This is a genomic window from Oceanobacillus sp. FSL H7-0719, from assembly GCF_045040795.1.
Classification (GTDB): domain Bacteria; phylum Bacillota; class Bacilli; order Bacillales; family Amphibacillaceae; genus Oceanobacillus.
On record NZ_CP150301.1, the window covers coordinates 3,153,835 to 3,180,757 of the forward strand.

Here is a 26,923-nt window from a genome sequence, read left to right on the forward strand (position 1 = left end):
AAAAAAGGACAGCAGAATCTGTCCCTGCTGTCCTGGTTTTAGAAGAAGTGGGTAATCTGGGACTGACTCGCTGTACCGCTCAAGGCAATATTGCGAATGAACGTACTGGAAATCCAGAAGCCTTTTCTGGCTTTGCTACTATATTGAAGATAAACGCACCTTTTGTTGGCACTTTATCTAGATTGGTCAGCAGTTCTACCTGAAAGGTATCTTGCTCCAGTACATAATACTCGCCGACTAGAGATCCATTTGTTGCGACATCGATAGAGGAGTCAGTATCAAATGTTTCGTGACCAACTGCACCTATTTGTCTTTCTTCAAATAAGAGTTTAAGTGCATCTATTCCCCAGCCTGGCAAGTGCGGATTGCCATCTGAATTTTTATTTTCAAATGCCGTTTTATCAGGCCAACGCTTGCTCCAATCTGTTCTGAGTGCGACGAATGTTCCTGGCTCAATTTCACCATGTGCAGCTTCAAATGCTAAGATGTCTTCTCTAGTAAGGGTAAAGTCATTATTCTCCGCAGCTTCCTTGGACTTATTAATAACGATAAGCGGCAAAACAAGTTCTTTTAAATCAAGCTCATCGACATAACGCTGATTTCCCCTGATAAAGTGGATTGGCGCATCGATATGTGTTCCATATTGACCAGGTACAGTGAATTTCTGAGCGAAGAAGCCATCATCATGTGTAAAGAGTGTTTCGAATGCTGCATCATCAAATGCTGCAAAGTGTGGTGAATCGGGTCCGAATGTATGGGTTAAATCCACCCATTTCTTATCTTTGATCAATGTGATTGCCTGTTGTAGTTCTATTGCTGTCTTTGCATTTGTCATTTTACTTCCCCCTGTTAAAGTGAATTTAAAAAACCTCTTCTTAAAAATAAGAAGAGGTTTAGGCACAGAGTCTAATATCTCTTCTTATCTTCAAGCAGTGATTGCTTCTGGAATTGGCACAGTTCTTCTTTAAAAAGTCTGTTGCCGAGGTATCGTAGGGCCAGTCCCTCCACCTCTCTGGATAAGGAAATATTGTATTAAGTTAATTATTAGAATATAACTGAATGTTAAGAATGTCAAGAGCTGGGTTGGCAGGCTCTGTTATCTAAAGCAGTTCTACTGTCCCATACGGCAATAGACGATAATCTCGTATGGAGTTGTTTGTGCAGGGATGCTTTTTGTCGTTGGTCCATAGCTTACAATCAGGTTTCGATTTGCAAGTGTATTGGAAAATGCTTGCCCGTTCGTTAATGAAACGAATGTAACAGGAGAGATGTTTAGCATTAGCTGCCCATCACTGCTGACCAGATTGTGATTAAAATAATCAACCTTTACTTGCTGGTAGGGGTTTTCTTTTACGACAATCAGTGCCTGATATCTTGGGGGATAGATAAGTGCGACTGGCATGTCACCATCATAGTAGCCGGTTATCCTATCGCCAACAGCTATCATTGCGTGGTCGACAAAATAAGTATCAGGCGAAATAATGAAATGAACAATCATTCCTGCATCATTTTCTACAACAAAAGCTTTATGACAGCCGCTGTCCTCGTTATTCGGACTTGTAAGAAAATCATCAATTTGTGTTACATATCCACTAAAGGATTGAAAATTAATTTTACTCATTGCTGACTCACTCCTAGTAGGCGTTTAACATTACTATTAAGTTATGCACAGCAATTTTATAGGTGAAAAATATATGTATTGTAAGTTACTATCATTTCTAGAATTGATACTCTGGCAACTGCCTTTTACTGACTTTCGGATTTAAATTAGCTTAAGCAGAAATCTGCAGCAAGATTCCAAAGGAAATCATTGAAACAATGGTCGAGGACCCCCCGTAGCTAATTAATGGAAGAGGCACACCGGTAATCGGGAGCATTCCAGACACTGCACCTAAATTGAAAACGACCTGTAGCATGATTTGAAAGGTGATTCCAATGGCCAGCAATTTAGGAAACAGATGCGTACAAGCTTTGGCAATGGCTACTCCTCGAAACATAATAAAGATATACGCACTAACTACAAAGATAAGTCCAATTATTCCAAGCTCTTCTAATACAACAGCCATAATAAAGTCGGTATGTGCCTCAGGAAGAAAGCCCAGTTTTTGAATACTTCTTCCTAATCCATTTCCAGTAATCCCTCCTGTGCCTATAGCAATATAACTGTTGATTAACTGATAGCCGTCTCCACTTGGGCTGCTAAAAGGGTTGATGAAAGATGTCAATCTCTCGAGCCGATAAGCGGAAGATAATGCAAAGTAAGCTACACTCAGCATACCAATACTTCCCAGCATCAATAAGTGTCTTAGTTTTACTCCAGATGAAAGCACAATAATCCCGCAGCCAAACAATATTAATGCTGCGGAACCTAAATCAGGCTGGCGCAGGATTAAAAGAAAGATAACAGCTAAAATCAGCAATGGCGGCAGGACACCTCGATTAAATTGATTGATGATTTCCTGCTTTTTTGAATAAAATGCTGCAAAGTAAATCAGCATAAACAGTTTAATTAACTCAGTTGGCTGAAATAACATAAACCCTAACTGAATCCAACGCTGCGAATTATTTCTTTCCACACCAATACCCGGGAGTAAGACTAAAATTAATAAAGTAATAGAAGCAAAAACAAACAACGGACTGAGTTTACTATACAGCTGGTATGGAATGAAGGCGACAATCGCTAAAAGGGTGCAGCCTAAGAGTAACCATTGCAGCTGTTTTAAAAAGAAGTGATTGGATGCATCATAATTTAGGTAACCGAGTGTACTGCTGCTGCTGTATATCATCATCAGTCCAAAGCCTGCAAGAAAAAGAATGATAACCAATAACGGCAGATCGATATTTTTAATTTTATTAAGGCTTCCTGTAAAACGATCCATTGAAATATCATCCTTTCTTGTTATGATATGTGCCTTCCAAAAGAATGCAAAATAGACTGGAGAAGCAATGTATTGCCCTTGTTAAATAGTTTTATTTATTTATAATCCAGTGGTAAAACAAATTTTTAAAAAACCTTCAGCCCGTTTTATTTACCGAAGCTTTGACCTGCACCTAGGAAATATTGTTGCTGCTGAACATAAATTGTTTGGAATGCACTTGTACACTGCAAACTAAGCCCAAAGCAACAAAGTTGGTTAGGAGTGCACTGCCGCCATAGCTAATAAATGGAAGAGCCAATCCCGTTATTGGCATTAGTCCAATCGTCATTCCAATATTTTGAAAGACTTGTAAACTAATAAGTCCAACTGTACCTATACAAATATAGACACCAAATAAATTCGTCGTTTGCAAAGCGATTTGTATTATTCGATATATCAATAAGAAATAAATCAACAGTAAGAGGCTTGCCCCAAGAAAGCCGAATTCCTCACCAACTACTGCAAAAATAAAATCTGTATGTGCTTCAGGAACTTTGCCGTTTTGTACCTGTATACCATTGGTGAACCCCTTACCAGTCATTTGGCCTGATCCAATCCCCATCATTGCCTGCTTTAATTGATAGCCATAATCCGAAGCATATTCGTTTGGGTTGAGCCAGCCGTATATTCTTGATAGCTGATGCGGCTTTAAAATGCGCTCAAACAAATCAAGATGAAAATAAAATAAATAAGCTAAAAAACCTAAAATTGTAGCTGCAATGGAAATAATAAGAAGTATAATCTTGTATGAAATACTAGAAACAAAAATTAAAGACACTGCTATCCCCAAGATAACCAGAGCAGACCCTAAATCAGGCTGAATAAATATAAGTAAAAAAGGAATGAAGGAATATAGTCCCACCTTTGCAACAACTGGAATGCTGCTTCTGAAACTTAATGGGGCCTTCCCCACTTTCCTTAAAATAAGAGACAGGTAAAGAATAAGAATGATTTTCATAAACTCAGAGGGCTGTATTTCAAGTATCCCAAGGTTTACCCAGCGCTGTGAACCGTTCTTCTCTATCCCAAAGAATTGAACGAGCAATAGAAGAAAGACACCTGCAATATATAACGGCATTGCCCATTTCTCCAATAGTTCATAATCAAACTTTGCAATGAAAAACATTAATCCAGTTCCAGCGAGGTACCATATGGCTTGTCTGATTACAAAATAGAACGGAACGTCTTTTGCGTATTGTCCAGAGCCGCTATAAACTGCAAACAAGCTGTAAATAAATAAGCAAAAGACTAAAAAAAGAATAAGATAATCTACTCTTTGTGTGTTTGACTGCATATTTTCATCCTTACAAATATGGAAGCTTTTTATTGTCCATGTAATTTGAAATTGTTTGCACAATGACTGCATCATCTAAAAAACCTATAGGAAGTAAGTAATCCGGAATTAAATCAGTAGTTACGATGAAATAAATCAAGGCGGCCCCCATTAAAGCAATTTCTCCAGCTGTGCCATTTTTAGCAGAAAATTTCGAGAACATCATACGCAATTGGTTTATGTATCTGCCTTGGCTAGCTGTTTCATCCACCTTTTTTTCGAATCCCTGAAGAATAGTGTCTCTGCCTTCAGTTGTTTGACTGTAGTTTTGATAGCTGAAGATTTCCTTTTCAATTTGTTTGATTGTAAAATCCCCATCATATACATTTGTTGTTTTAATTAACTGTTGAATCGATTTCACTGCATCCTGAATTTCTGAGGTTTCCTCTTTTTTTATTTCAGTTGTATAACCTGCAGCATGCATTAATGTCGCCAATTCAACTTCAAGACTTGCAGATAATTTCTGTAAGTGTGATAAATTTGCCTTTCGCTTTCCATTCATAATCTTTGAGAGGGTAGCATGATCAATTCCCGAAATCCTGCCCAGCTTTCTCAAAGATAATGATTTATCATCGATTAAATGGTTTAAAAGCTCGCGAAATGTCCCATGATCTTTCATCGTATACACCAACCTGTCTTGTTTAGAGTGAATGCATATAGTAATATACAGATGTGGTGACAAAATGTCAACGGAATCAGAGCAGGTTCATAAAGCAGTTGCGTTTTTTTGTCATATTGTTACAATATGACATTAGCTTTAAAAATGTATGGAAGGCTGGATTAAAGAATGAGAATAAGGTTAGAAGTTTCCAATGTATTAATCATTTTTGGTGTGATATGTTTCCTGTTTTTTGGGGTTGTGAGTTTTGGAGTATTTACGGAAAGTGATCATATTGAAAAGATAGATTTGATGATAATAGAAGCGATTCAAGCGAATATCACGGATGCAAAAACAACATTATTTTCCATTTTTACGGAGATTGGAAATATAAGATTAATCATTGCTTTAACAATAGCATTTGTTATTTTCTTTTTTATTAAAAGGTGGTATGTGGCTGGACTCTGGCTTGGGGGAACGATTCTATGTTTCGCGGCAATTGGCACAAAATTAATTAAATTAGTAATTGATCGGACGCGTCCAGATATTCTGCCGCTAATTGAGAAAACGACGGAAAGCTTTCCGAGCGGTCACGCTACTTCGGCAGCAATGTTTTACGGAATGCTTGGACTGGTGCTTATTCTAATGGTGAAAAAATACTGGAAAAAGGCTGTAATTGGATTGGCTGTGCTCCTATTGATTGGCTTTATTATGATTACAAGAGTTTATCTTGGTGTTCATTTTCCAACAGATGTCATCGGAGGCTTCCTTTATGGTATGGCAACAGCCTTCATTTCAGTTGGTGTTTATCAATATGCATTAGAACCGCTGCAACGTCTTTTACAGCATTTAAAAATACAAGATCAAAGTATGAAAGTGGGGCACAAGGTCAATTCCCGATTGTCTCAATCTAAATAGTGGGACGCGGGATGTAACCTGCTTGTCCCGCTTTTTTATCTTCGTGATTGTTATCTAAGCAGTACGCATTAGAACGGGCTAATTTTGCTTGTTTTTTCAAAAGCAGTTCGTTTGTTAAAAAGTAAAAGGCGTATAAATGAATGAAAAATTAGTGTACACTAAAATTAAATTACTAAAGGATGCCATTTTACAATTAGCTATTGAACAACTCGTCAGGTTGTTTGGTTCTTCCGCTAAAGATGCAAGTTCTATTCTTTATAAAGATTGGGCTGGAGAAGCAGAAACGGCTACGATGGAGGATTTGGAGCCGCTAAGGTACTTTCCGAGCTACGGTCAGCCGCCAAAGGCAGGAGTTTGGGAAAATAAAGTTGCCTTTGCGGGAACGGAAATGAGTTCACAATTTGGCGGTCATCTGGAAGGTGCGCTGCTTTCTGCAGAACAGGCCGTAGCTAAATTACTAGAAAACTGGGATAGAACCTGAATATCCAGTTTTTAAAAATGAGGTGATTCGGGTGACGATTAATGGGCTTAATCATTTGTTGTTTTCAGTATCAGATTTAGAGCGTTCTATTGAGTTCTATCAAGATGTGTTTGACGCGAAATTATTAGTAAAGGGCAGAACAACAGCCTACTTCGATTTTAATGGGATTTGGCTTGCACTTAATGAGGAAAAGAATATCCCACGTAATGAAATCCATCAATCTTACACACATATTGCTTTTTCGATTGATGAAATGGAATTTGACATGATATATAATAAATTAAAAGAATTAGAAGTAAATATTTTACAAGGACGATATAGAGACGAAAGAGATAAGAAATCTATTTATTTCACAGATCTTGATGGACATAAATTTGAATTCCATACAGGCACTCTGGAGGATAGAATGAATTATTATAAGCAGGACAAAGCCCATATGCAGTTTTTCGACTAATCCTCGAGTGTTTATTTGATCAATCTATCATTAAATAGAAACTGGTGATATGTTTATGTTGAATGCCCCCTGGTTTACAGTAAGAAAAATTGACAATAAAACATATGCAATTAGTGAGCTTGGACACTGGGAAAAAGTCCATTCCTTTTTGCTTTTAGGTGATGAAAAAGCAGCTTTAGTCGATACAGGTTTAGGGATTGATAATATGAAGCGGATTACGGATCAGCTTACGAACCTGCCGATTGACGTTATCACCACTCATGTTCATTCTGACCATATTGGAAGCCATGGAAAATATGAACGGCTGTTTGTTCATGAAGCTGAAAGAGATTGGCTTGTTAACGGAATTCCAGGACTGTCAATAGAACAAATCAGGAAAAATACTGCAAGAGACATCAGCATCCCTGCACCGCCAAGTTTTAATCCGGATACATATAAACCATTTCAAGGGGAACCAACTGGGTTATTAAAGGATGGGGATATTATTGAGCTGGGAAATAGAAAATTAGTCGTCTACCATACACCCGGCCATTCCCCTGGACATATTGTAATCTTTGATAAGGATGCAGGATATTTATTCACGGGCGATCTGTTGTACGATGAAACACCAATCTATGCTTTCTACCCTACTACGAATCCTATAGACTTAGTAAACTCTTTAGAAAAGATAACCAGGATACCTGAAATCAATAGAATCTATAGCTCACACAACACACTGGGACTAGACTCTGCTATTCTACGAGAGGTTAAACATGCAGTAAACTATTTAAGAATGCATGATTTAGTGCGATTTGGAACAGGAACGCATCACTTTAATGGCTTTAGTATCCAATTTTAGTTAGTGGGATAATCGGGACCTATCCTTCCGACTCCATCATGCGAATTAAAAGGAGGCTGTTTCTTGAATAAGATAGCTATTATCGGCTCGGGTGGGTCTGGGAAGTCAACATTTGGCAGGCAATTAAGTGAAAAGTTGAATATTGAAGTTTATCATTTAGATGCTATTCTTTGGAAACCGAATTGGGCAGGCACTTCTAAAGATGAACAAAAAAGTATTCAGCAGGAGCTCGTAGCACAGGAAAGCTGGATTATTGATGGCAACTATGGAGGAACCTTAGATATTAGATTGAGTGCTGCAGATACAATTATATTCCTCGATATTCATCGGGTAATCTGTTTATACCGGGCGATAAAGCGAACGCTCAAGTATCGTAATCGAACGAGACCAGATATGGCTGAGGGTTGTGAAGAAAAGTTCGACAGTGAATTTCTAAAATGGATTTGGAAATATCCAGAGACAAGAAAGCCGCTGGTTTTAAAGAAGTTAGAGATGTTTTCTAAAGGGAAAAATGTTATTATTTTATCTTCACCAAAAGAAGTAAAACGGTTTTTAGAAGGAGAGATTGGATGAAATACACATGTCCTTGCTGTGGCTATAAAACACTGGATGAAGAGCCGCCAGGAACCTATGATATTTGCGAAATTTGTTTTTGGGAGGATGATAACATACAGTTTGAAGACCCTGACTATGAGGGTGGTGCAAATATCCCTTCATTAAGACAAGCGCAGAAAAATTACCTTACCTTTGGCGCTTATAGTGAACATTGTTTACCATTTGTCAGGAAACCAAATAAGAAGGATTTAAAAGATCCGGATTGGAAAAGATTACAATAGATGCCGTTTTTAAAATAAAACTGATGATGGCCGGCCAGAGAAGTAATATCAAATCGATATTACATGCAGGATTACCAAGTAATAATTTGGTATATACTAATGTTAATAAAAAACTTGTCTTCTTAGGAAGGTGCAGAGTTATGCGAGGAACGACATTGCTAATCAACGAGGACCACACAGTAACAGTATTAGAAAATATCAGCCGTGATGTGTATGAAGTGCTTGCTTGCCAAGATGTGACGCAAGAATTATATTGTACAATTGATGACAGGGAAGTATGTTTTGGTTCGATAGCTAAAGTTGTCTGGTGCGAAAATACAATTGATTGGGATTATGGCTATTAATCAAAATACAGTTTGACATTAACTCTAATCTTCGTTATGATGATAAAAATTTAATAATAAATTTGATGACGAGAAAGAGTAGTTGTGATTATCTTATCTACAGAGAGTTGACGCTTTGCTGAAAGTCAACGGTAAGAGCATGATGAAAATCCTCTCCGAGAAGCAAGGTTGAAGTTTGTTTTAAACCTTGACGGCATTCTGCCGATACCCAGAACGCGTATGATAGTACGTAGTGAAAAGTCTTTTTAAAAACCGCTACTATGGTTTTTTATTTTTGCCTAAAAGAGATTATATTTTAAATATAAACTCGGGTCCTACGCACAGGACCCGAGTTTTTTTATTATAAAAAATAGGGGTGATTAAGTTGAAAGAATCAAGTTTGGAAAGAGAACTGAGAATTCGTGGGATGTGGGATAAAGAAGGGGTTTTTAACCGTTCCATTTCTAATCGTGAAGGGAAGGAAACCTATGTATTTTATGAAGGACCACCGACTGCGAATGGTCTGCCGCATGCAGGACACGCACTGGGCAGAACGATAAAAGACTTTGTAGCAAGATATAAAACAATGTCAGGCTATCAAGTCTTGAGAAAGGCAGGCTGGGATACGCACGGATTACCAGTGGAATTAGAAGTGGAAAAACAGTTGAACATCAGAGGAAAAGATGATATTGAGGCATATGGTGTTGAAAAATTCATTGAAAAGTGTAAGGAAAGTGTTTTTGCATATGAGAAAGAGTGGAAACAATTCACGGAAGCGCTTGGCTATTGGGTAGATATGGATGATCCGTATGTAACTTTAAATAATGCCTACATTGAATCTGTCTGGAATATTTTAGCCGCCATTCATGAAAAAGGTTATTTATATAAAGGCCACCGGGTTGTTCCATACTGTCCGCATTGCGAGACATCGCTAAGCTCGCATGAAGTTGCACAGGGTTATAAGGATGTTACAGATTTATCGGTGACAGCAAAATTCGCCATCAAAGGAAATGTGAACGAATATCTTTTAGGATGGACAACGACCCCATGGACACTGCCAGGCAATGTTGCCTTAGCTGTTCACCCTGACATAAACTATGTAAAGGTTAAAAAAGAGGAAGAAATATATTACCTCGCGGAATCATTAGTCTCTCCCGTGCTTAAGAGAGATTATAAGGTTCTTGAAATATTAAAAGGGAAAGATTTATTTGGACTTTCCTATGAAGCACCGTTTCATTATGCTCCGATTTCTAATGGACACCAAGTGATAGCGGCCGATTTTGTTACAGAAACAAGTGGTACCGGCATCGTCCATCTTGCGCCAGCTCATGGGGAGGATGACTATAAAGCAATCCATGACAACCAATTGGATTATATAAATGTTGTCGATGAAAAAGGACGTTATAAAGATGCCATCACCCCGCTTGCCGGAAAATTTGTTAAAGACTGTGATGTCGATATAATTAAAATGCTGGCCGAGAGAAATCTCTTATTTGATAAGAAAAAATATGAGCACAGCTATCCGCATTGCTGGCGTTGTGACAGTCCACTGCTTTATTATGCGATGGAAGGCTGGTTTATAAAAACAACAGCCGTGAAAGCCAAAATGCAAGCTAATAATCAAGAGGTAGAATGGTTTCCAGCCCATATGAAAGACGGCAGATTTGGAAACTTTTTAGAAAACATGGTGGATTGGAATATTGGCAGGAACAGATATTGGGGCACTCCATTAAACGTCTGGACCTGTAAATCCTGCGACAAAGAGAGAGCTCCACGTTCCCTTGAAGAATTGAAAAAATGGTCAGTAGAAAGGCTGCCAGAGGACATCGAACTGCATAAACCCTATGTTGATAAGATTACATTTTCTTGTTCATGTGGTGGCACGATGCATCGAACAAGTGAGGTTATTGATGTATGGTTTGACAGTGGTTCCATGCCTTTTGCCCAATATCATTATCCCTTTGAAAATAAGGAACTTTTTCAAAAACAATATCCTGCAGACGTTGTGATTGAAGGAGTAGACCAAACAAGAGGCTGGTTTTACAGTTTGCTTGCTGTTTCTACATTATTTACAGGTGGATCACCATATAAACGGGTTCTCTCTTTAGGTCATATCCTGGATGAGAATGGACAAAAGATGTCAAAAAGTAAGGGCAATGCCTTAAATCCAATAGAACTGATTAATGAATTTGGTGCCGATGCGTTAAGGTGGGCTTTGTTGGCAGACAGTTCACCATGGAATAATAAACGCTTTTCAAAAAAGACAGTCAGCCAAGCGAAGTCAAAGGTAATTGACACATTTTTAAATGTATTTTCATTCTATACGATGTACGCTGAAATAGATCAATTTGATCCAGCGAAAGATTTAGGCGGGGTAGAAACAGCATTGGATAAATGGATTCTTTCCCGATTAAACACAGTAATCGAAGAAGTGGTTCAAAGTCTGGATGATTATGACATTACAAAGGGAGCAAGAGAGATTGCAAGCTTTGTTGATGAAGTCAGTAACTGGTATGTCAGACGTTCAAGACAGCGCTTTTGGAGCAGCGGGATGACAGAGGATAAGCGAGCGGCTTTCAGCACATTATATGAGGTATTAAAAAAGCTTGCTCAATTAATGGCTCCATATACACCTTTCATCACAGAAGACATTCATTCGCGTTTGACAGAAGAAAGTGTTCATTTGTCTGATTATCCAGAAGCGAATGAGACGCTGATTGATAAGCAGCTTGAAGAGGATATGGATGCAGTACTGCAAATCATTGAACAGACAAGGTCACTTAGAAATACAACTGGAATCAAAACCAAGCAGCCTTTAGCTTTATTAATTATTGTTCCTGCAGGAGAAGTATTCCGTGCTTCCTTAGAAAAATATGCCCCGATTATAAAAGAAGAAATGAATATAAAAGAAGTTATTTTCAGTCAAAGTAATCAAGGATTAATGGAACTTGAATTCGATTTGAACTTTGCTTCAGTTGGACCAAAGCTGGGCAAGTCAGTGGGAGAAGTGAAAAAACTGGTTGCTTCTTTAAATGACACAGCAAAACAAAAGATTCTCTCAGAAAAAGAATTTCGACTCACATTAAATTCAGGAGAAACAATAAATCTGACTTTAGATGATGTATTTGTAAGGAAAAAAGGAAAAGCAGGCTTTAAATTGCTGGAAGGTGATCAGTTTATCATACTCTTAGATACGCGATTAACAGAAAATTTAGAGGAGGAAGGATTGGTAAGAGAATTTGTGCGCGCTGTCCAGACCTATCGTAAAGAATTAAATCTTCCAGTTGAACAGCGTATAGATTTATATGTTCAGACGGAGCCGCATTTCCAGCAGATATTAGTTGAATATGATGCTTTACTTCAAAGTAATCTGATACTAAATGAAATTCACTTTGAACAAAAGGAAAATATGCGGAAATTAAATCTGGAAGGAAGAGAGGTTAATTTGTATATTTCCTAAAAACGCGGACCTGTGTTTGGAAGAAACGATTATTTAAATATCTTGATGTTTCACAGTAAATATAAAAGTATAAAATCCATTTTTGAAGAGCAACTGTTCAAAATGGGCTTTATACTTTTTCGCATGGCAAGATGAGTTTGTAAAGGAGTTTGATTATTTGTTGCTTTTGCTTTCCTTTAGCTATTGGACTCAAATTTAGACTTTACATCGCCTATAGCGGATAATAATTGATTCTGCCTCTGTTGCATTCAGCTAAATTGTGCCTTTATTAAATAAGCAAAAAAGATATATCTTCCGGGTATAATTATGTATAATGAAAATATTCAAATATATCTTTCAAAAGAGGGACTGCTATGCAATTCAGACAAGCAACATCCCAAGATGCAAAAAGAATTGCAAAAGTACACGTGGACAGTTGGAGAACAACATACCAGGGCATTATTCCGGATTCCTATTTAGATAGTCTTTCCTATGAGCAGAGAACAGCGTTATGGAAGAGGAATATTGCGGATGAAGGAAATTATATTGTTGTCGCTGAAAATGAAGACGGAGAGATAGTCGGCTTTGGTACTGCGGAAAAAAGCCCGAAGAACAAAGAATGGAACACGGGTGATCTCACATCAATTTATCTGCTGAAGGCTTTTCAGGGAAAAGGAATAGGCAAGCTTTTGCTAACTGAACTATTTCGGTATTTTAAAGAACAAGATTACGAGAAAGTATTTGTGGAAGTACTTGAAGAAAATAAGACACGTCATTTTTATGAATATTATGGGGCTGTTTTAGTTAAAACGGAACAAATAAGAATTGGCGGGGGAGTATTAAGGGAACTGGTTTATGTCTGGAATGATGTGGAAGCAGTCTGTCGAAAATGTATTGGGAAGTAAAGAGGGAGAAAGAGCATATCAAATTTACAGGAGATGGTTGTTGTTATGGAATAAAAAGGGTAGATTGATGAGTTTTTTATTAGTCCATTTTGAAATATCGTGGTGAAAGAAGAGAGGGCGAAAGATGAGTCTATACTATCGGATATTATTAAAATTCCTTTTGACATTCATTGGAATTATTTTAATTTCGGCTCTCCCAGCTCTGTTTGATGGGATGAAATTAGATATCTCTTCTTATCTCTCCGAACTAGGGTCTATTGCTTCCAGTTTAGCCCAGCCAAAAGCAATTACATATGAACATTTCCAAACAACATATTTCCTGTTTCCAGGGATTTGGTCACTATGGAGATATTCTATGATTCTTCTTTTTGTCTCCTTTTCTATCGCATTTATTTTTGCACTGGGGCTAACTTTTATTACTATGATAGTTACAGAGAAAATACGTAAACCTATCAGAGTAATTCTTTTTATCGGAGAATCCATTCCGGATATATTTGTGATTGGTCTTTCGATAATGGTTGCGGTTTTTATACACAAACACACAAATATACCCTTTTTTGGTATTGCTTCTTTTGGGGATAATCAAGTTTTTGTCATTCCAATTATTGTTCTTGCAATTTTACCAGCAATATTGTTCTATCGTACGATGATTTATAATTTTGAAGAGGAAATATCTCGACAGTATATCGATGTTGCAAAATCCAAGGGATTGTCAACTTACTCCATTTTGTTTTTCCATGTATTACGTAATGCTGTTATCAATATTTTTTTGCATTCTAAATCTATTATCTGGTTCATGCTATCGAACCTGCTTATGGTTGAATATGCATTCAATATAGATGGTTTAATGCGGTTTATGCTTACACATGATTCGTTGCAAGTGTTGGCAATAGGACTGTTAATCATGTTTATTCCTATTTATATGATACAGGCAGCCATACAGATTGTGATCGAAAAGATAACAGGTAAACAAGTGGAGGTTTGAGTTATGATAACAGGAATTATGATTAAAAGATTATTCAAGCACCCACTTTTTTTATCTGGTTTTATATTTTTATTTCTATTACTGGCATTTAGTTTTTTCCATACAATATTTCTCCAAGGAAGGATTCCAGTTACTGATTTCCTAAGAAATAGCGAAGGAATCATAACAGCAGTTGCTCCATTTAACCCCCTCGAAGTACCTCCACTTGGTACGGACGAAGTGGGAAGACATATTTTTGTTTTATTAATACAAGGTGCAAAGTATACAATTGGTATTTCTATACTTGTGGCTGGTTTGCGGGTGATGACTTCAGCTATGATTGGTCTGTTCTTCGAAAATTACTTCTCAAAACTCAATCGGTACATTAGCGGGTTAGTAAATGGATTTTATTTCATCCCAACTGCACTTATTTGTTATATCCTTTTATTTGACGTAATTTTTACTCCACATGGCGAGGTGGATGGGTATAGTGTATTACAAAAAATGTTTTTTCAGTTTTTCGTATTAACCATTGTAGCAATACCGACTTTGTCCTTATTGATCGGAAACCAATTCAATCAAATTTATAAATTTGAATTTATTACATCTGCAAAAACACTTGGTGGGAGCAATCTACATATACTTCATAAGCATGTGCTGCCATATATGATTCCCCTTTTACTCATTCAGTTTATACAGGAAATAATCAAGGTATTGATTTTATTGATTCACCTTGGATTTTTTCATTTATTATTCGGGGGAACAATCGAACAAAAACTTGATGATACTCAAGATGCATATATTTCTGTATCTAGTGAATGGTCTGGTATGGTTGGTAATGGATTCAACCACTTAAGCGGTTGGTCTTGGATGTTTTTTAGTGTGGTTATTTCCTTTACTTTCGTCATTCTTGCATTTAAGTTAATGACTAAAGGAATAGAAGATGTTTTTCTTGAGGATAGATATACGGCTGGAAAAACTATTACAAAACACAAAAGAAAACAGCCCCTGTTCAAAGATAATAGGATTTAAGTTTTTACTTGTTCTGAAAAAGGGAAATTGATTTTATGTTTTCTATTACATATAGTAAGTCATTAGAGTATTTTTCACTATTTAATTATTGCGGAGTATTCAATAAAATGGTGCGCTTTACAATCGTGAGAGTTTTTCTAAGCATTTGGAGTAAGGATCGTTTAACTAACGATTAAGACCGAAGTGAGCAAGTGGTTTAATTGTTTAAAGCAGCAGTATATTTGGTACACGAATTGATATTCATATTAGTAATTCTTATTGGTGCAGGTCCAATGTTTAGCTTTGCTGCACCAGAACGAGATCAGCCTTTTGGGGTTTGGGTGTTTTTAATATCTACAATAGGCTTGATTTCTCTTTTCATTCTGACTTTACAATATGGTGCTTTAGTGGAATAAGGAATCTTTAAGATAACCAATCTTTATTATAAGAGTCTTGCTATAACTAAAAGCGAAGGATCCATTTTGAACAATCTTATTTCCAAAGTGGTTTCTTCAATTACAGTAATATACGGGGTGGTGTTGTGATTTTATCGAACTTTATTTTGAACCTGTAGTGATATGGAAGTTTCCTAGACAGTAAAAGAAATAAGTACTTAGATTATTTACATAAACTCATTGTTTACCCAACTAAAAATAGAGAAACGGTGTAAAAACTTCCGTTGAAAGATTGTAGTTTAACGAGGTTAAAAAATGGGAAAAAAGGAGCTGGCAGAATGAGTAAGAAAAAAATAAGCTTGGTATTCATCTTTGGACTTATAATTGGTATTTTTGTTGTTAATCCAATTCTTAGGCTTATCGGATTACCTGTATCTGATGAAATAATAACATTCCTATTTGGTTAGACAATTTTATCCTGGGTGGTGACTCAAATTCGAAAGGTAGAGGTTGCTGCATTTAAAGAAGAATGGACAACATTGTATGAAATAGAGGCAGAAAAGCTGAAGCGTATTTTTGGAGAAAATATCACAGCAATTTATCATATTGGAAGTACATCCGTTTCTGGTTTAAAAGCCAAGCCTATCATTGATATTATGCCTGTCGTCAAAGATATCGAACTGGTGGACCAATTAAATGAAAAAATGCAGGAATTGAGTTATGAACCGATGGGGGAGTTCGGCATTCCAGGCCGCAGATACTTTCGTAAGGGAAAGGAAAGCGTACCCACCATATCCATGTTTTCCAATATGGAAGTTCCGACATCAATCGGCACTTAGCTTTCCGTGATTATTTACGTGAATATCCTAATGTCAGCGACCGATATGGCGCACTTAAAGAAAAACTCGCAAAACAGTTTCCGTATGATATAGATTCATATATAAATGGTAAAAACCAGTTCGTGAAAGAAATCGAAACACAAGCATTAGATTGGTATTTGAAAATAAATAATTAAATGAGGAAGCACAACATGAAACATATCTACGCATTTGAATCGAATGAAGACTATAAAAAATATCAAAAGGTAATAGAAAGATTTAGCACGAAACTCGAAAAGTATCAAAAGCTTTTGCAAGAAAACTTTAAACTAATTGACCTGCCTAAAGGAATTGTATGGACAACAGAAAGGTTGGCAACTACTGTTTTCTCTAATATCCCGATTCCGGCGTTTACAAATAAAGATATTATTTACATTACACCAGATTTGACAGCCTGGAGAGAATTATTTCTGGAACAATTAGATGGGCTTAAACATGATGAGGTGGAGGTATTTTATAAGAATATATCTGAGGACCATGTGTTTAGTATCGTGGCCCATGAACTTACGCATCATTCGGATTTGTTTATGGATGAATTCGATGATGACAGGGATGATAGCATTTGGTTTGAAGAAGGTATGTGTGAATATATGGGGAAGAAATTCACATTAGATGAGGAGGAGTTTACAGCAGTTACAGAAGTGGAAGCTGCGTTAGTAGAAATGTTTAAAGAGAAGTATGGCACGCATACATTGGATGCATTTGGTGCCAGCTCCTATGAAGGGAACCTAACGAGTATTATGTTTGATTATTGGCGAAGCTTCCTCGCGATAAAATATTTAGTGGAAGAGCGTGCAAATGGGGATATCATGCAGGTGTTTAACGCGTATCATGCTTGGGATAAAGCGGGCAGAAAAATTCCTTTGACGAAGTATTTTCAAGTTGAGGATTTGTTTAAGTAGATTTTAACGAGGGAGGGAAGAGAAATGGTCATTAGAGAAGCAGAAAGAAAAGATGCCGAGAAGTTATCTAATCTTATCCGGGAAATTGATAATACCTCCCAGTATATGCTTTGGGAAGCTGGGGAAAGAAAGCTGGCGTCAGAAGACCAGCTAAAGATGTTTGAAAAGCTAAATAAAAACGCAAATTCTGCAATATTTGTTGCCGAAGAAGTCGCTGAGTTAGTTGGTTATTTATTCGCTATTGGCGGGAATGCAAGAAGAAATAAACATGCAGTTTACATTGTGATTGGTGTTTCTGAAAATTATCGGGGAGCTGGAATAGGCACGAAGTTATTCCAAGCCTTAGATGAATGGGCTGCTAATAATAATATTCACCGCTTGGAACTCACAGTTGTCATTAAAAACAAAGCAGGGTTAAAACTTTACAAGAAAGCAGGCTTTCAGATAGAGGGAACAAAAAGAAATTCATTATATATTGACGGAGAATTTGTAGATGAATATTATATGAGCAAGCTGATTTAAAAATAAGATATTGCAGTGTATTTAACAGCATGGTATGATAAATGAAATTTTAAAAAAGCGTTGATAAGGAAAGTAGATAAGCCAAGTTTAATAGAGAGCTTCTGATGGTGGAAATGAAGCATACGAATCTTATTCGAAAATGGCCTTTGAGCTTCGTACCGAATTGATAGTAGGCTACGACGAGATGTGCACTCGTTATAACAGCGGCAGTATGAACACGTACTGACAGAGGCGGCTAGTGTGAACTATCCGTAAACTTAGGTGGTAACACGACTATACTCGTCCTAATCGATTATTCGATTAGGACGTTTTTAATTTAAGGGGGTATATTAATGAGTGTTTTTATTGGCGGTGCTTGGCCGTACGCAAATGGTTCACTCCATATAGGACATCTTGCAGCATTATTACCTGGTGATGTTATTGCAAGATACTATCGTCAGAAAGGAGAAAAGGTCTTATATGTTTCAGGGAGTGATTGTAATGGCACACCAATTTCTATTCGGGCAAACCAAGAAAATACAACAGTAAAAGCGATAGCAGACAGGTATCATAATGAATTTGTGGATGTCTTTGAAAAGTTAGGCTTTTCTTATGATTTATACACAAGAACGGATGCTGATCATCACCATCAAACTGTACAAGAACTATTTTTACAGTTACTGAATAATGGTTATTTGTATAAAAAGAAAACAGAACAAGCCTATTGCACGACAGACAGACAATTTTTGCCTGATCGTTTTGTAGAAGGCTTTTGTCCAAACTGCGGTGCAAATGCGAGGGGTGATCAATGTGACCATTGTGCAAAAATTTTAGACCCCTTGGATTTACTGGAAAAAAGCTGCAAGATTTGTGGAGAAACACCAGAAACCAGACAAACAGAGCATTTTTATTTTTCCTTCAGCAGCTTTCAGAAAAAGCTAGAAAAAGAAGTTGCTTTAGCAGGTGAGGAAAAAAGATGGCGAGATAATGCGCTCCAACTGACAAGAAGGTATTTGGCTGAGGGAATTCAAGACAGGGCAGTGACACGTGACTTACCAAATGGAGTAGATGTTCCTGTTCCGGGGTTTGAAGGAAAGAAAGTTTATGTATGGATTGAAGCTGTTGCAGGTTACTACTCCGCTAGCAAGGAGTGGGGAAGAATGCATCGACAGGATATAACAAATTGGTGGAGTCAAAGTTCGTCTTCATATTATATTCATGGCAAGGATAATATCCCTTTTCATACAGTGATTTGGCCTGCGATATTGATGGGATTGAAGAATCTGGCACTGCCAGAACATATCATTTCTAATGAATATGTTACCCTTGAAAAGAGAAAAATTTCAACAAGCAGAAATTGGGCAGTATGGGCCCCTGATTTGTTAAAAAAGTATAATCCAGATTCAATTCGCTATTTTCTAATTATCAATGCCCCGGAGAATCGTGACGCAGATTTTTCATGGCTCGAGTTTATTCATAGTCATAACGGAGAATTGCTAGGTGCCTTTGCAAACTTTGTGAATCGCACATTAAAGTTCATTGAAAAATCATTTGCATCGAAAGTGGAAAGCGTACAAATTGATAGGGAGTTACAACAAAGATTAAAAAATCTATATAGTAATGCAGGAAAACAAATTGAGCAAGGGCACATAAAGTATGCTTTAGAGCTTATTTTTGCATTCATTCGGGACGGGAATCGTTATTTTGATGAACGAAAGCCATGGGTTAATATGCAAAACAATTCCGAGCATGCAAAAGAAACGCTGGTGAATTGTGTTTATATGATACAAAATTTAGCGCAATTACTGCGACCATTTTTACCGTTTGCTGCCATGAAAATTGAAAAGATGTTTCAACAAGAATTGAATGCTTGGCATCCAACTAAATTGCTGCCAACCTATATTTCGAATGTCCAGCCACTATATGAGCGAATTGATGTGAAGCAAATAGACAAGGAAATAGAGAAGTTAAAACAGAATTAAGAAACAAGAGAATAAAACTATTAGAAGTCTTTGCGATTAAACATTACCTCTTTCGGATGAGCGCTTTACTGTTATTAACTGTCGAAAGTAATTTATAATAAGGCAGAGAAACGAAAGAAAAGAAATGCCGAAGTTTTAAGGTGAAAATAAAGTATTTAAATTAAAAAGGAGGATGCAAATTGACAGAAGAAAAGAAAACAGCTGGGACACTTAAGAAAAAGCCGATTGAAATTAAACCTATAGAGGAATTAAAAGGCTTTGATTTCGCAAATTCTGATGCGTTTGTTTGTGATATGGAAACTGGAATTTGCGGTCCAGTAAATAAAGAGAAGGGGACAGAATAATGAAGATTACAATTTGGTCTGATTTCATGTGCCCATTCTGTTATATTGGAGAAGCACATTTAGATGAAGCGTTGGCAGACTTTGAACACGCGGATGGTGTGGAAATCGAATATAAAAGTTTTCTGCTTTCACCAGAAGCTGCCCATAATCCCGAAAAAGATTATTACGAAACATTTGCAGATATGAAGGGAATTCCTGTGGAACAGGCTAGCGGGATGTTTGAAAATGTAGTTAACATGGCAAAACAAGCAGGTATAGTCATTGATTATGATAAGGCTAAGTTTTCCAGTACCATTCCAGCTCATCATGCTTTCCAATATGCAAAGGAACAAGGAAAAGGAAATGAGTTCTTCAAAAGATTCTATAGTGCTCACTTTTCCGAGGGGGAGTTACTAAGTGATGCTGACACAATCGCCCGCTTAGCAGAGGAAGTCGGTCTTGATAAAGCTGCAGTGCTTGAAAGCACGCAGGAGCAGGCCTACACAGCAAAAGTAAATCAGGACATCCAAGAAGCGGGTCAAATAGGTGTCCAAGGTGTGCCTTTCTACGTATTTAACAATAAATATGCTGTTTCAGGGGCACAGCCAGTTGAACAGTTTAAACAGGTTTTAGAGCAAGTCTGGAATGAAGAGAATGAGAAATAATCTCTATGTCCAATTCAAATAATTAATAAATATAGAACAAGAGCAATTGAACGGTTGTGTAATGCCAAAGGCTGCAGACTGTGTTCAATTGCTTTTTCGTTTTTCTATGTCTGGACAAGATACATTCACTTTTTCACTTTTCGTGTGTCCAGCAATAGTAATATATTTAATAAAAATACATATTTCTAAGTTTGCCTCAAATAATAATGTTTGTAATTAACTAAAGCGTGTAAAGGTATTACTAGAGCATGAAACTAAAATTACGAAAAGTGGTGAACTTTTATGGGAAAAGATAAAAGTGAAATGCATGATGGAATGGAGAACAAGTTTCAGCCGATGTTCTCTATAATGAGTGGTATGGGGATTGAGGTACTTCCGGATATCTTCTGTTACACGAATCAAATTGTAAATATCTGTTGTGTAGGAAATAAAGATTCAGATGACTGGGTTTTAATTGATACGGGAATGCCTGAATCCTCCAGCAAGATTATTAAAGTTGTTGAAGAACGGTTTGGCGTAGGAAGCAAGCCGAAAGCCATCATCCTGACACATGGCCATTTTGACCATGTAGGTGCTGTTGTAGATCTCGTGGAAAAATGGGACATTAAAGTATATGCACATGAATTGGAATTGCCGTTTTTGACTGGGAAAGAAAGTTATCCAGAACCTGATGGAACTGTTGAAGGCGGTTTGGTGGCAAAAATGTCACCGATGTTCCCTAACGAACCAGTAGACTTGGCGAATCATGTTGAAGCACTGCCATCTGATGGAAGTGTCCCTCAGCTGCCGGGATGGAAGTGGCTTCATACTCCCGGACATGCTCCAGGACATATATCCTTATTTAGGGAAAATGATCGGACACTTATTGCGGGGGATGCTTTTGTTACGGTGAAGCAAGAGTCGTTGTATAAGGTTATGACACAGGAAGTAGAGGTGAATGGTCCGCCAAGATATTTAACAACCGATTGGCAGGCTGCGTGGGATTCTGTAAAAAAACTGGAAGCCTTACATCCTGAAGTTGCAGTAACAGGTCATGGTCAGCCATTATCTGGTCATGAACTATCAGAAGGCTTAGTAAGATTGGTAAAGGAGTTTGACCGTATTGCAATCCCAGATTATGGGCGTTTTGTCGATGGCGAACATTAAATTATTTTTAATAGAAAAGTTTTAGTGACACAGGGAGCGGATTAAATTACTGCTCCCTGAACGATTTAGCATTGCTTCAAAGCTTGACAAGCTAATAAATAAGGTATACATTATTAAATGTATTTAATTAAGTATATATGAATTAAATGTTATTTGAGAGATAAATTAAAAATCAGCCCAGGTTGGTTTTTGTTTTTTTGTTTTATGCTCTTAATTAAGGATACATCAAATTATAATTACTTAATTAAATATAAAATGAAAAAAGTATTTAAAGAGGAGAGTAAAAATGGGATTTTTAGATAAACTATTTGGTAAAGAAAAGGAGAATGGAAATATGTCAGATGTTAAATTAGCAGTTATCTTTTATAGTATGGGTGGTACAAACTACCAAATGGCAAAATGGGCTGAAGAAGGAGCAAAAGCAGCAGGTGCTGAGGTTAGAGTATTAAAGGTACAAGAACTAGCTCCAGAATCAGTTATCGCAGGAAATGAAGGTTGGAAAGCAACAGTTGAAGCAACAAAAGATGTCCCAGTTGCAACATCTGAGGATCTTGAATGGGCAGATGCGATTATCTTCAGTGTTCCTACACGTTTTGGGGCAATGCCATCACAAATGAAGCAATTCCTTGATATTCAAGGCGGACTATGGGCAAACGGAAAAACAGTTAATAAAGTAGTAAGTGCAATGTCTTCAGCGCAAAATCCACATGGTGGACAAGAAGCAACACTATTATCACTATATACTTCTATGATGCACTGGGGAGCAATTATTGCAACACCTGGTTACACAGATCCAGTTCTATTTGGAGCGGGTGGCAACCCTTATGGTACAAGTGTCACAGTTGGCCAAGACGGTAAGATGGTTGAAGATGTTGAGGATGCTGTCAAACATCAAGCAAAACGTACTGTAACTGTTGCGGAATGGGTTAAAAAAGGAAATCAATAAGCAGACTGTATTTTCTAGTGAATGCACACAATAATTAAGTTTATTTCAAAGTTTATTAACATGTGTCCGATATATTGTAGGGCACATGTTTTTATTTCATCTTTTCTTTTAAATTTGGAAAAAGGGACCGAGTCTGTTTCATTGCTTGTGACGATAGAATATAAATTCAAACAAACATTTGATTTATTGGGACGGTGAGCAAATTGCTTCACTGTCCCGTTTTTAGATTGCTGAAATTAGAGTGCCTCCTAATGCTCCAGTCAGGACAATAATCCATGGTGGAAGATTCCAGTAAAACAGCATACTGAATAATATAGCAGCAAGTGCGAAGTCAACAGGTGTATGAATTGAACTCGTCCAAATCGGCGAGTAAAGTGCAGATATTAAAATACCTACAACAGCAGCATTTACTCCAATTAAAACACTTTTTATTTTGGGGTTGCTGCGTAATATATCCCAAAAAGGCAGCGTACCTAAGACGAGCAAGAATGCAGGTAAAAAGATAGCGAATGTAGCAAAAAGTCCACCCTGCCATCCGTTAATCATAGCTCCGATATATGCAGCGAAAGTAAATAAGGGACCGGGTACAGCTTGTGCTGCTCCATAACCCGTCAAAAATTCCTGTTCGCTTAAACCTGCCGGCACAAATTGTTGTTCCAATAAAGGCAAGACAACGTGTCCACCGCCGAAAACAAGTGATCCAGAGCGATAAAAACTCTCAAACAAACCAATCCAATGTATGGATGTCATTTTATACAGGATGGGGAGGATTAATAATAAGCCAAGAAATAATAGTAAAGAGAAATATCCGACAGCCCGTGAAACAGGAAAATGTGTGACTGCTTTTTCATCGTCGTGGTGTTGTTTACTATAAAGCAGGAAACCAATAATGCCTGCTATGAGAAGGGCTCCAATCTGTGTAAAGGCCGTTTGCCATAATAGGGTCATAACAAGTGCGAATAAAGCAATACTCTTCCTTTTTAGGTCTGGTGTTAAGTTTCTGGCCATCCCCAATACTGCATGGGCAACAACCACTACGGCAACTATCTTTAGACCTTGAATCCATCCAGCATCTTTTATTCCAAATGTATCTAAGATAGTTGTAAATAAGATGAGAGCAATAACAGAAGGTAATGTAAACCCGAGAAAAGAAATTATACCCCCAACAATTCCGCCACGCATTATACCTATTCCAATACCAACTTGACTGCTGGCTGGGCCAGGTAAAAACTGGCATAGGGCGACTAGGTCTGCATAGCTTTTCTCATCCATCCATTTCCTTCTTCGTATGTATTCTTCATGAAAATATCCTAAATGTGCAATTGGTCCACCGAAGGATGTTAGACCAAGTCTGGCAGAAACGAATAAGATTTCAAACCACGTTTTTAATCTGTCTTTAAGCATTTATTCACCAATCCTTTGAGCTTGCATGATAATAGAAAAAATATAGATTTTAGTACAAGTAAGGGGGATTAAAAGAGCTTTCACCTGTTTTTTTCGACTGATGGCTGCAACTAATATAGCATGCTTTTGTAACTGCATCCACCGTCTTTAATAAACTTTAATTATAACTTTACATTCGTTTGTCATAGGTTGAGTTATTTGGATCACCTTTGATAAATGCAATAAAATTTATTTCTTTTAAAAATCGTGACTTTAGAAATGGGTCTTTATGCCGATAAAGAGGGTAGTACTGTTATTCCTCTTGTTTAATGTATATCTGCCGTTTTTAAGTCTAAATAAATCGTTCGTGTATAGCAAGGAAAATGGTTATCCCAATTCAGTGATGGGTAGCCATTTTTATTTTTTATCACTGGCGATTGTTCTTATGCATGGCTAAGGTCTGAAAAACAGAAAAGTTAAGTTATGAAGGAGGGTCGAGTTCAGACCATTTAGCATGAGATTCATTATAGGCTTCATTTAATTAAAACACTTCATTTACCAAATAGAAGTCCACATATACAAACAGTCTGGATTTTAAAAGTTTAATGCAATTCGAGGAAAGTAGCTAAGTGCTCAAATTTATAATAGACATAGGAGATAAAAATAAAAAAATTTTAAACTTAAAGAGTATTAAACAAAAGATTATATTTGCATTTTCACTTGTTATTTTATTTGTAGTCATATTGGGGGTGTACAACTATATGACTGTTAAGAAAATCAATAATGATATTGCAGGTATTAATGAAGAAGATATGCAGCTGTTAATTGCCAATCAAGGAATGGAAGCAACGATGGCTAATCGGATATCTACAGCTCGAGGCTATATATTGAGTGGTGATAATGATTTTAAAGATCGGTTCGCAGCCTACACAGATGAGGGTGTCGAATTTGAAAATCAAGCTAGGAGCATTGGAGTCACAGAAGCGTTTGACGATTTAATTGACCGAACCATCGCTTGGCGGACGGCGAAAAATGAAGAGGTATTTGATGTCTATGATCGCGGTGATGAAGAGTTAGCTGAGCAGAACTTGAATGAATTAACCGAGGTTGTTCGAGAACTTATGACAGGTTATGAAGAACTTGCAAGGAATTCGAATGAAGAAATAAAACTTGGCGAAGAGATGCTTGATAATGGAAAACAAACTGCCATGATTGGAATTATTGTTACAATTTTAATCATTGCTTTAAGTATTGTCGCAGCTATTATTGCAGCGGGACTAATTACAGAACCAATCAAAAAGGTTATGGACCGGATGAAGTTGATTGTGAGTGGAGATCTAAGCCAGGAGTTTTTGCAAAATCATGCTAGAGATGAAGTAGGTCAATTAATTGAAGCAACAAATGAAATGACACAGAATACTCGTGAATTACTTACTCAAATAAATGTTGTTTCCGAAACGGTTACAAGTCAGAGTGAAGAATTAACGCAGGCAGCAAATGAAGTGAAGGCTGGCTCTGAGCAAGTTGCAATTACAATGCAAGAGCTGGCGACCGGTTCAGAGACTCAGGCGAACAGCGCCAGTGACTTAGCTGCAATCATGAGTACATTTACAGGGAAAGTACAGGAAGTAAATGACAATGGTGAACGTGTACAGCAGTATTCCAGTGAAGTGCTCGGGATGACGGCTAGAGGAAGCGAGTTAATGAAACATTCTACAGAGCAAATGGCTAAGATTGACCAAATTGTATGGTTTAGTCAGGAGATTTAAACTTTAAATTGTGAGCAATAGAAGTAAAAATTACGTTGAGAAGTCTCAATGAGGCGAAAAATGCGAAGGGGTATATTCTCCTTCGCATTTTTCGTTCTATAGAATAGGTTGGTCTATATGGATGTGGTATGATGTGGAGAGGAGGGAGACGAATGATATGCATAGGAGTAACAGGGTGGGGAGACCATTATTCACTGTACCCGCCTCAAATAAAACCGAAGGATAAATTGGCCGAATATGGCAGTCACTTTCCCGTGGTGGAAGTAGATGCCTCCTTTTACGCAATTCAGCCTGAACGGAATGTCTCTAAATGGGTTAACGAAACACCAGAAAACTTTCGCTTTGTCGTGAAGGCCTATCAGGGGATGACGGGTCATCAAAGAACAGATATCCCATTCGAAACGAAAGCAGAGATGTTTCAAGCATTTAAAAATTCTTTAAGGCCTTATCAGAAAGCAAATAAGCTGGCGATGGTCTTATTTCAATTTCCACCCTGGTTCGATTGTAAAAAAGAGAATGTAAACTATCTGCGGTATTGCAAACAAATGATGGAAGATATCCCGATTGCACTGGAGTTTAGGAATCAATCATGGTTTAATGATGCATTTCGTTCGGATACCCTTGCATTTATGAGAGAACAGGGCTGGATTCATGCTATTGCTGATGAACCGCAAGCTGGAGAAGGGTCTATTCCAGTCGTACCAGTAGCTACAAATGAGAATATGACACTGATTCGAATGCATGGCAGGAACTTCCACGGCTGGACGAAGCCGAAAAATAAGGATACAAATTGGCGCGAGGTGCGCTATTTATATAAATACAACGAGAAAGAATTAATAGAGTGGAAAGAGCAAGTGCTCGAGCTTGCCAAAGCTTCAAAGGACATCATCATTTTATTTAATAATAATTCTGGTGGGGATGCAGCTGGTAATGCAAAACAGCTTCAGAATATGCTTGGCATTGAATATGATGGACTTGCACCTAAGCAGCTTGGCTTGTTTTAAGTGAAAATGGA

The 26,923-nt window shown here is 37.4% G+C and carries 28 protein-coding genes, 1 pseudogene, 1 riboswitch and 2 other annotated features; of the genes and pseudogenes, 23 read left to right on the forward strand and 6 right to left on the reverse strand.

The window, feature by feature from the left end; all coding sequences use genetic code 11:
* Nucleotides 1-79: 79 nt before the first annotated feature.
* From NST93_RS16135 to NST93_RS16155, 5 genes are all read right to left on the reverse strand, one after another.
* Nucleotides 80-835, reverse strand: coding sequence for a cyclase family protein (locus tag NST93_RS16135; protein ID WP_405098778.1), 756 nt, complete (start codon nucleotides 833-835; stop codon nucleotides 80-82).
* An 81-nt stretch (nucleotides 836-916) separates the two neighbouring features.
* A riboswitch (SAM riboswitch) is annotated at nucleotides 917-1,023 on the reverse strand.
* Between the two features lie 88 nt (nucleotides 1,024-1,111).
* Nucleotides 1,112-1,621, reverse strand: a complete 510-nt coding sequence (locus NST93_RS16140; protein ID WP_405098780.1) for a hypothetical protein — start codon at nucleotides 1,619-1,621, stop codon at nucleotides 1,112-1,114.
* 151 nt (nucleotides 1,622-1,772) lie between these two features.
* Complete coding sequence (ftsW, locus tag NST93_RS16145) at nucleotides 1,773-2,879, reverse strand: putative lipid II flippase FtsW (protein ID WP_405098782.1); 1,107 nt, start codon at nucleotides 2,877-2,879, stop codon at nucleotides 1,773-1,775.
* 172 nt (nucleotides 2,880-3,051) lie between these two features.
* The gene (gene rodA, locus NST93_RS16150) at nucleotides 3,052-4,212 is read right to left on the reverse strand and encodes a rod shape-determining protein RodA (protein WP_405098783.1); all 1,161 of its coding nucleotides are present in this window, start codon (nucleotides 4,210-4,212) and stop codon (nucleotides 3,052-3,054) included.
* Between the two features lie 10 nt (nucleotides 4,213-4,222).
* Complete coding sequence (locus NST93_RS16155) at nucleotides 4,223-4,870, reverse strand: DUF1232 domain-containing protein (protein ID WP_405098785.1); 648 nt, start codon at nucleotides 4,868-4,870, stop codon at nucleotides 4,223-4,225.
* Between the two features lie 168 nt (nucleotides 4,871-5,038).
* Between NST93_RS16155 and NST93_RS16160 the strand changes: the two genes are divergently transcribed.
* The 21 genes and pseudogenes from NST93_RS16160 to wrbA all read left to right on the forward strand — a co-directional run bounded on the left by NST93_RS16160 (nucleotide 5,039) and on the right by wrbA (nucleotide 22,756).
* Complete coding sequence (locus tag NST93_RS16160) at nucleotides 5,039-5,767, forward strand: phosphatase PAP2 family protein (RefSeq protein ID WP_405098787.1); 729 nt, start codon at nucleotides 5,039-5,041, stop codon at nucleotides 5,765-5,767.
* A gap of 136 nt (nucleotides 5,768-5,903) precedes the next feature.
* The gene (locus NST93_RS16165; protein WP_405098789.1) at nucleotides 5,904-6,248 is read left to right on the forward strand and encodes an FAD-dependent oxidoreductase; all 345 of its coding nucleotides are present in this window, start codon (nucleotides 5,904-5,906) and stop codon (nucleotides 6,246-6,248) included.
* A gap of 31 nt (nucleotides 6,249-6,279) precedes the next feature.
* Nucleotides 6,280-6,702: a FosM family fosfomycin resistance protein gene (gene fosM / locus NST93_RS16170; RefSeq protein ID WP_405098791.1), complete on the forward strand. Its 423-nt coding sequence runs from the start codon at nucleotides 6,280-6,282 to the stop codon at nucleotides 6,700-6,702.
* Between the two features lie 55 nt (nucleotides 6,703-6,757).
* On the forward strand, nucleotides 6,758-7,540 hold the full coding sequence (locus NST93_RS16175; RefSeq protein WP_405098793.1) for an MBL fold metallo-hydrolase: 783 nt from the start codon (nucleotides 6,758-6,760) through the stop codon (nucleotides 7,538-7,540).
* A 63-nt stretch (nucleotides 7,541-7,603) separates the two neighbouring features.
* On the forward strand, nucleotides 7,604-8,113 hold the full coding sequence (locus NST93_RS16180) for a DNA topology modulation protein (RefSeq protein ID WP_405098795.1): 510 nt from the start codon (nucleotides 7,604-7,606) through the stop codon (nucleotides 8,111-8,113).
* Entirely contained in the window at nucleotides 8,110-8,376 is a 267-nt protein-coding gene (locus NST93_RS16185; RefSeq protein ID WP_405098797.1) for a CPCC family cysteine-rich protein, read from the forward strand. The genes NST93_RS16180 and NST93_RS16185 overlap by 4 nt, the downstream gene beginning before the upstream one ends.
* 140 nt (nucleotides 8,377-8,516) lie before the next feature.
* Nucleotides 8,517-8,720, forward strand: coding sequence for a hypothetical protein (locus tag NST93_RS16190; RefSeq protein WP_405098799.1), 204 nt, complete (start codon nucleotides 8,517-8,519; stop codon nucleotides 8,718-8,720).
* A 56-nt stretch (nucleotides 8,721-8,776) separates the two neighbouring features.
* Nucleotides 8,777-9,053, forward strand: a binding site (T-box leader).
* Between the two features lie 31 nt (nucleotides 9,054-9,084).
* Nucleotides 9,085-12,159, forward strand: a complete 3,075-nt coding sequence (ileS, locus tag NST93_RS16195; protein ID WP_405098801.1) for an isoleucine--tRNA ligase — start codon at nucleotides 9,085-9,087, stop codon at nucleotides 12,157-12,159.
* Between the two features lie 353 nt (nucleotides 12,160-12,512).
* Nucleotides 12,513-13,043, forward strand: coding sequence for a GNAT family N-acetyltransferase (locus tag NST93_RS16200; protein WP_405098803.1), 531 nt, complete (start codon nucleotides 12,513-12,515; stop codon nucleotides 13,041-13,043).
* A 124-nt stretch (nucleotides 13,044-13,167) separates the two neighbouring features.
* Nucleotides 13,168-14,028: an ABC transporter permease subunit gene (locus NST93_RS16205; RefSeq protein ID WP_405098804.1), complete on the forward strand. Its 861-nt coding sequence runs from the start codon at nucleotides 13,168-13,170 to the stop codon at nucleotides 14,026-14,028.
* Between the two features lie 3 nt (nucleotides 14,029-14,031).
* Complete coding sequence (locus NST93_RS16210; RefSeq protein ID WP_405098806.1) at nucleotides 14,032-15,039, forward strand: ABC transporter permease subunit; 1,008 nt, start codon at nucleotides 14,032-14,034, stop codon at nucleotides 15,037-15,039.
* 200 nt (nucleotides 15,040-15,239) lie between these two features.
* On the forward strand, nucleotides 15,240-15,434 hold the full coding sequence (locus tag NST93_RS16215) for a hypothetical protein (protein ID WP_405098808.1): 195 nt from the start codon (nucleotides 15,240-15,242) through the stop codon (nucleotides 15,432-15,434).
* Between the two features lie 317 nt (nucleotides 15,435-15,751).
* A complete protein-coding gene (locus tag NST93_RS16220; protein WP_405098810.1) occupies nucleotides 15,752-15,880 on the forward strand; it encodes a hypothetical protein in 129 nt (42 codons plus the stop codon).
* 18 nt (nucleotides 15,881-15,898) lie between these two features.
* Nucleotides 15,899-16,428: pseudogene (locus tag NST93_RS16225) on the forward strand (GrpB family protein).
* Nucleotides 16,429-16,443: 15 nt separating this feature from the next.
* The gene (locus NST93_RS16230; protein WP_405098812.1) at nucleotides 16,444-17,193 is read left to right on the forward strand and encodes a hypothetical protein; all 750 of its coding nucleotides are present in this window, start codon (nucleotides 16,444-16,446) and stop codon (nucleotides 17,191-17,193) included.
* A 24-nt stretch (nucleotides 17,194-17,217) separates the two neighbouring features.
* Complete coding sequence (locus tag NST93_RS16235; RefSeq protein ID WP_405098814.1) at nucleotides 17,218-17,715, forward strand: GNAT family N-acetyltransferase; 498 nt, start codon at nucleotides 17,218-17,220, stop codon at nucleotides 17,713-17,715.
* Nucleotides 17,716-17,766: 51 nt separating this feature from the next.
* Nucleotides 17,767-18,005: a binding site (T-box leader), on the forward strand.
* A gap of 42 nt (nucleotides 18,006-18,047) precedes the next feature.
* The gene (gene metG, locus NST93_RS16240; protein ID WP_405098816.1) at nucleotides 18,048-19,676 is read left to right on the forward strand and encodes a methionine--tRNA ligase; all 1,629 of its coding nucleotides are present in this window, start codon (nucleotides 18,048-18,050) and stop codon (nucleotides 19,674-19,676) included.
* A gap of 179 nt (nucleotides 19,677-19,855) precedes the next feature.
* The gene (locus NST93_RS16245) at nucleotides 19,856-20,020 is read left to right on the forward strand and encodes a hypothetical protein (RefSeq protein WP_405098818.1); all 165 of its coding nucleotides are present in this window, start codon (nucleotides 19,856-19,858) and stop codon (nucleotides 20,018-20,020) included.
* Nucleotides 20,020-20,664, forward strand: coding sequence for a DsbA family protein (locus tag NST93_RS16250; RefSeq protein ID WP_405098820.1), 645 nt, complete (start codon nucleotides 20,020-20,022; stop codon nucleotides 20,662-20,664). Before NST93_RS16245 ends, NST93_RS16250 begins: the two co-directional genes overlap by 1 nt.
* 282 nt (nucleotides 20,665-20,946) lie before the next feature.
* On the forward strand, nucleotides 20,947-21,810 hold the full coding sequence (locus NST93_RS16255; RefSeq protein WP_405098822.1) for an MBL fold metallo-hydrolase: 864 nt from the start codon (nucleotides 20,947-20,949) through the stop codon (nucleotides 21,808-21,810).
* A gap of 334 nt (nucleotides 21,811-22,144) precedes the next feature.
* A complete protein-coding gene (gene wrbA, locus NST93_RS16260; protein ID WP_405103919.1) occupies nucleotides 22,145-22,756 on the forward strand; it encodes an NAD(P)H:quinone oxidoreductase in 612 nt (203 codons plus the stop codon).
* Nucleotides 22,757-22,978: 222 nt separating this feature from the next.
* Here the strand turns inward: wrbA and chrA are convergent, their stop codons facing one another.
* The gene (chrA, locus tag NST93_RS16265) at nucleotides 22,979-24,160 is read right to left on the reverse strand and encodes a chromate efflux transporter (protein WP_405098824.1); all 1,182 of its coding nucleotides are present in this window, start codon (nucleotides 24,158-24,160) and stop codon (nucleotides 22,979-22,981) included.
* A 608-nt stretch (nucleotides 24,161-24,768) separates the two neighbouring features.
* Here chrA and NST93_RS16270 point away from each other — a divergent pair.
* Nucleotides 24,769-25,908, forward strand: a complete 1,140-nt coding sequence (locus tag NST93_RS16270; protein WP_405098826.1) for a methyl-accepting chemotaxis protein — start codon at nucleotides 24,769-24,771, stop codon at nucleotides 25,906-25,908.
* Between the two features lie 152 nt (nucleotides 25,909-26,060).
* Nucleotides 26,061-26,912: a DUF72 domain-containing protein gene (locus tag NST93_RS16275; RefSeq protein ID WP_405098828.1), complete on the forward strand. Its 852-nt coding sequence runs from the start codon at nucleotides 26,061-26,063 to the stop codon at nucleotides 26,910-26,912.
* The last annotated feature ends 11 nt before the right edge of the window (nucleotides 26,913-26,923 follow it).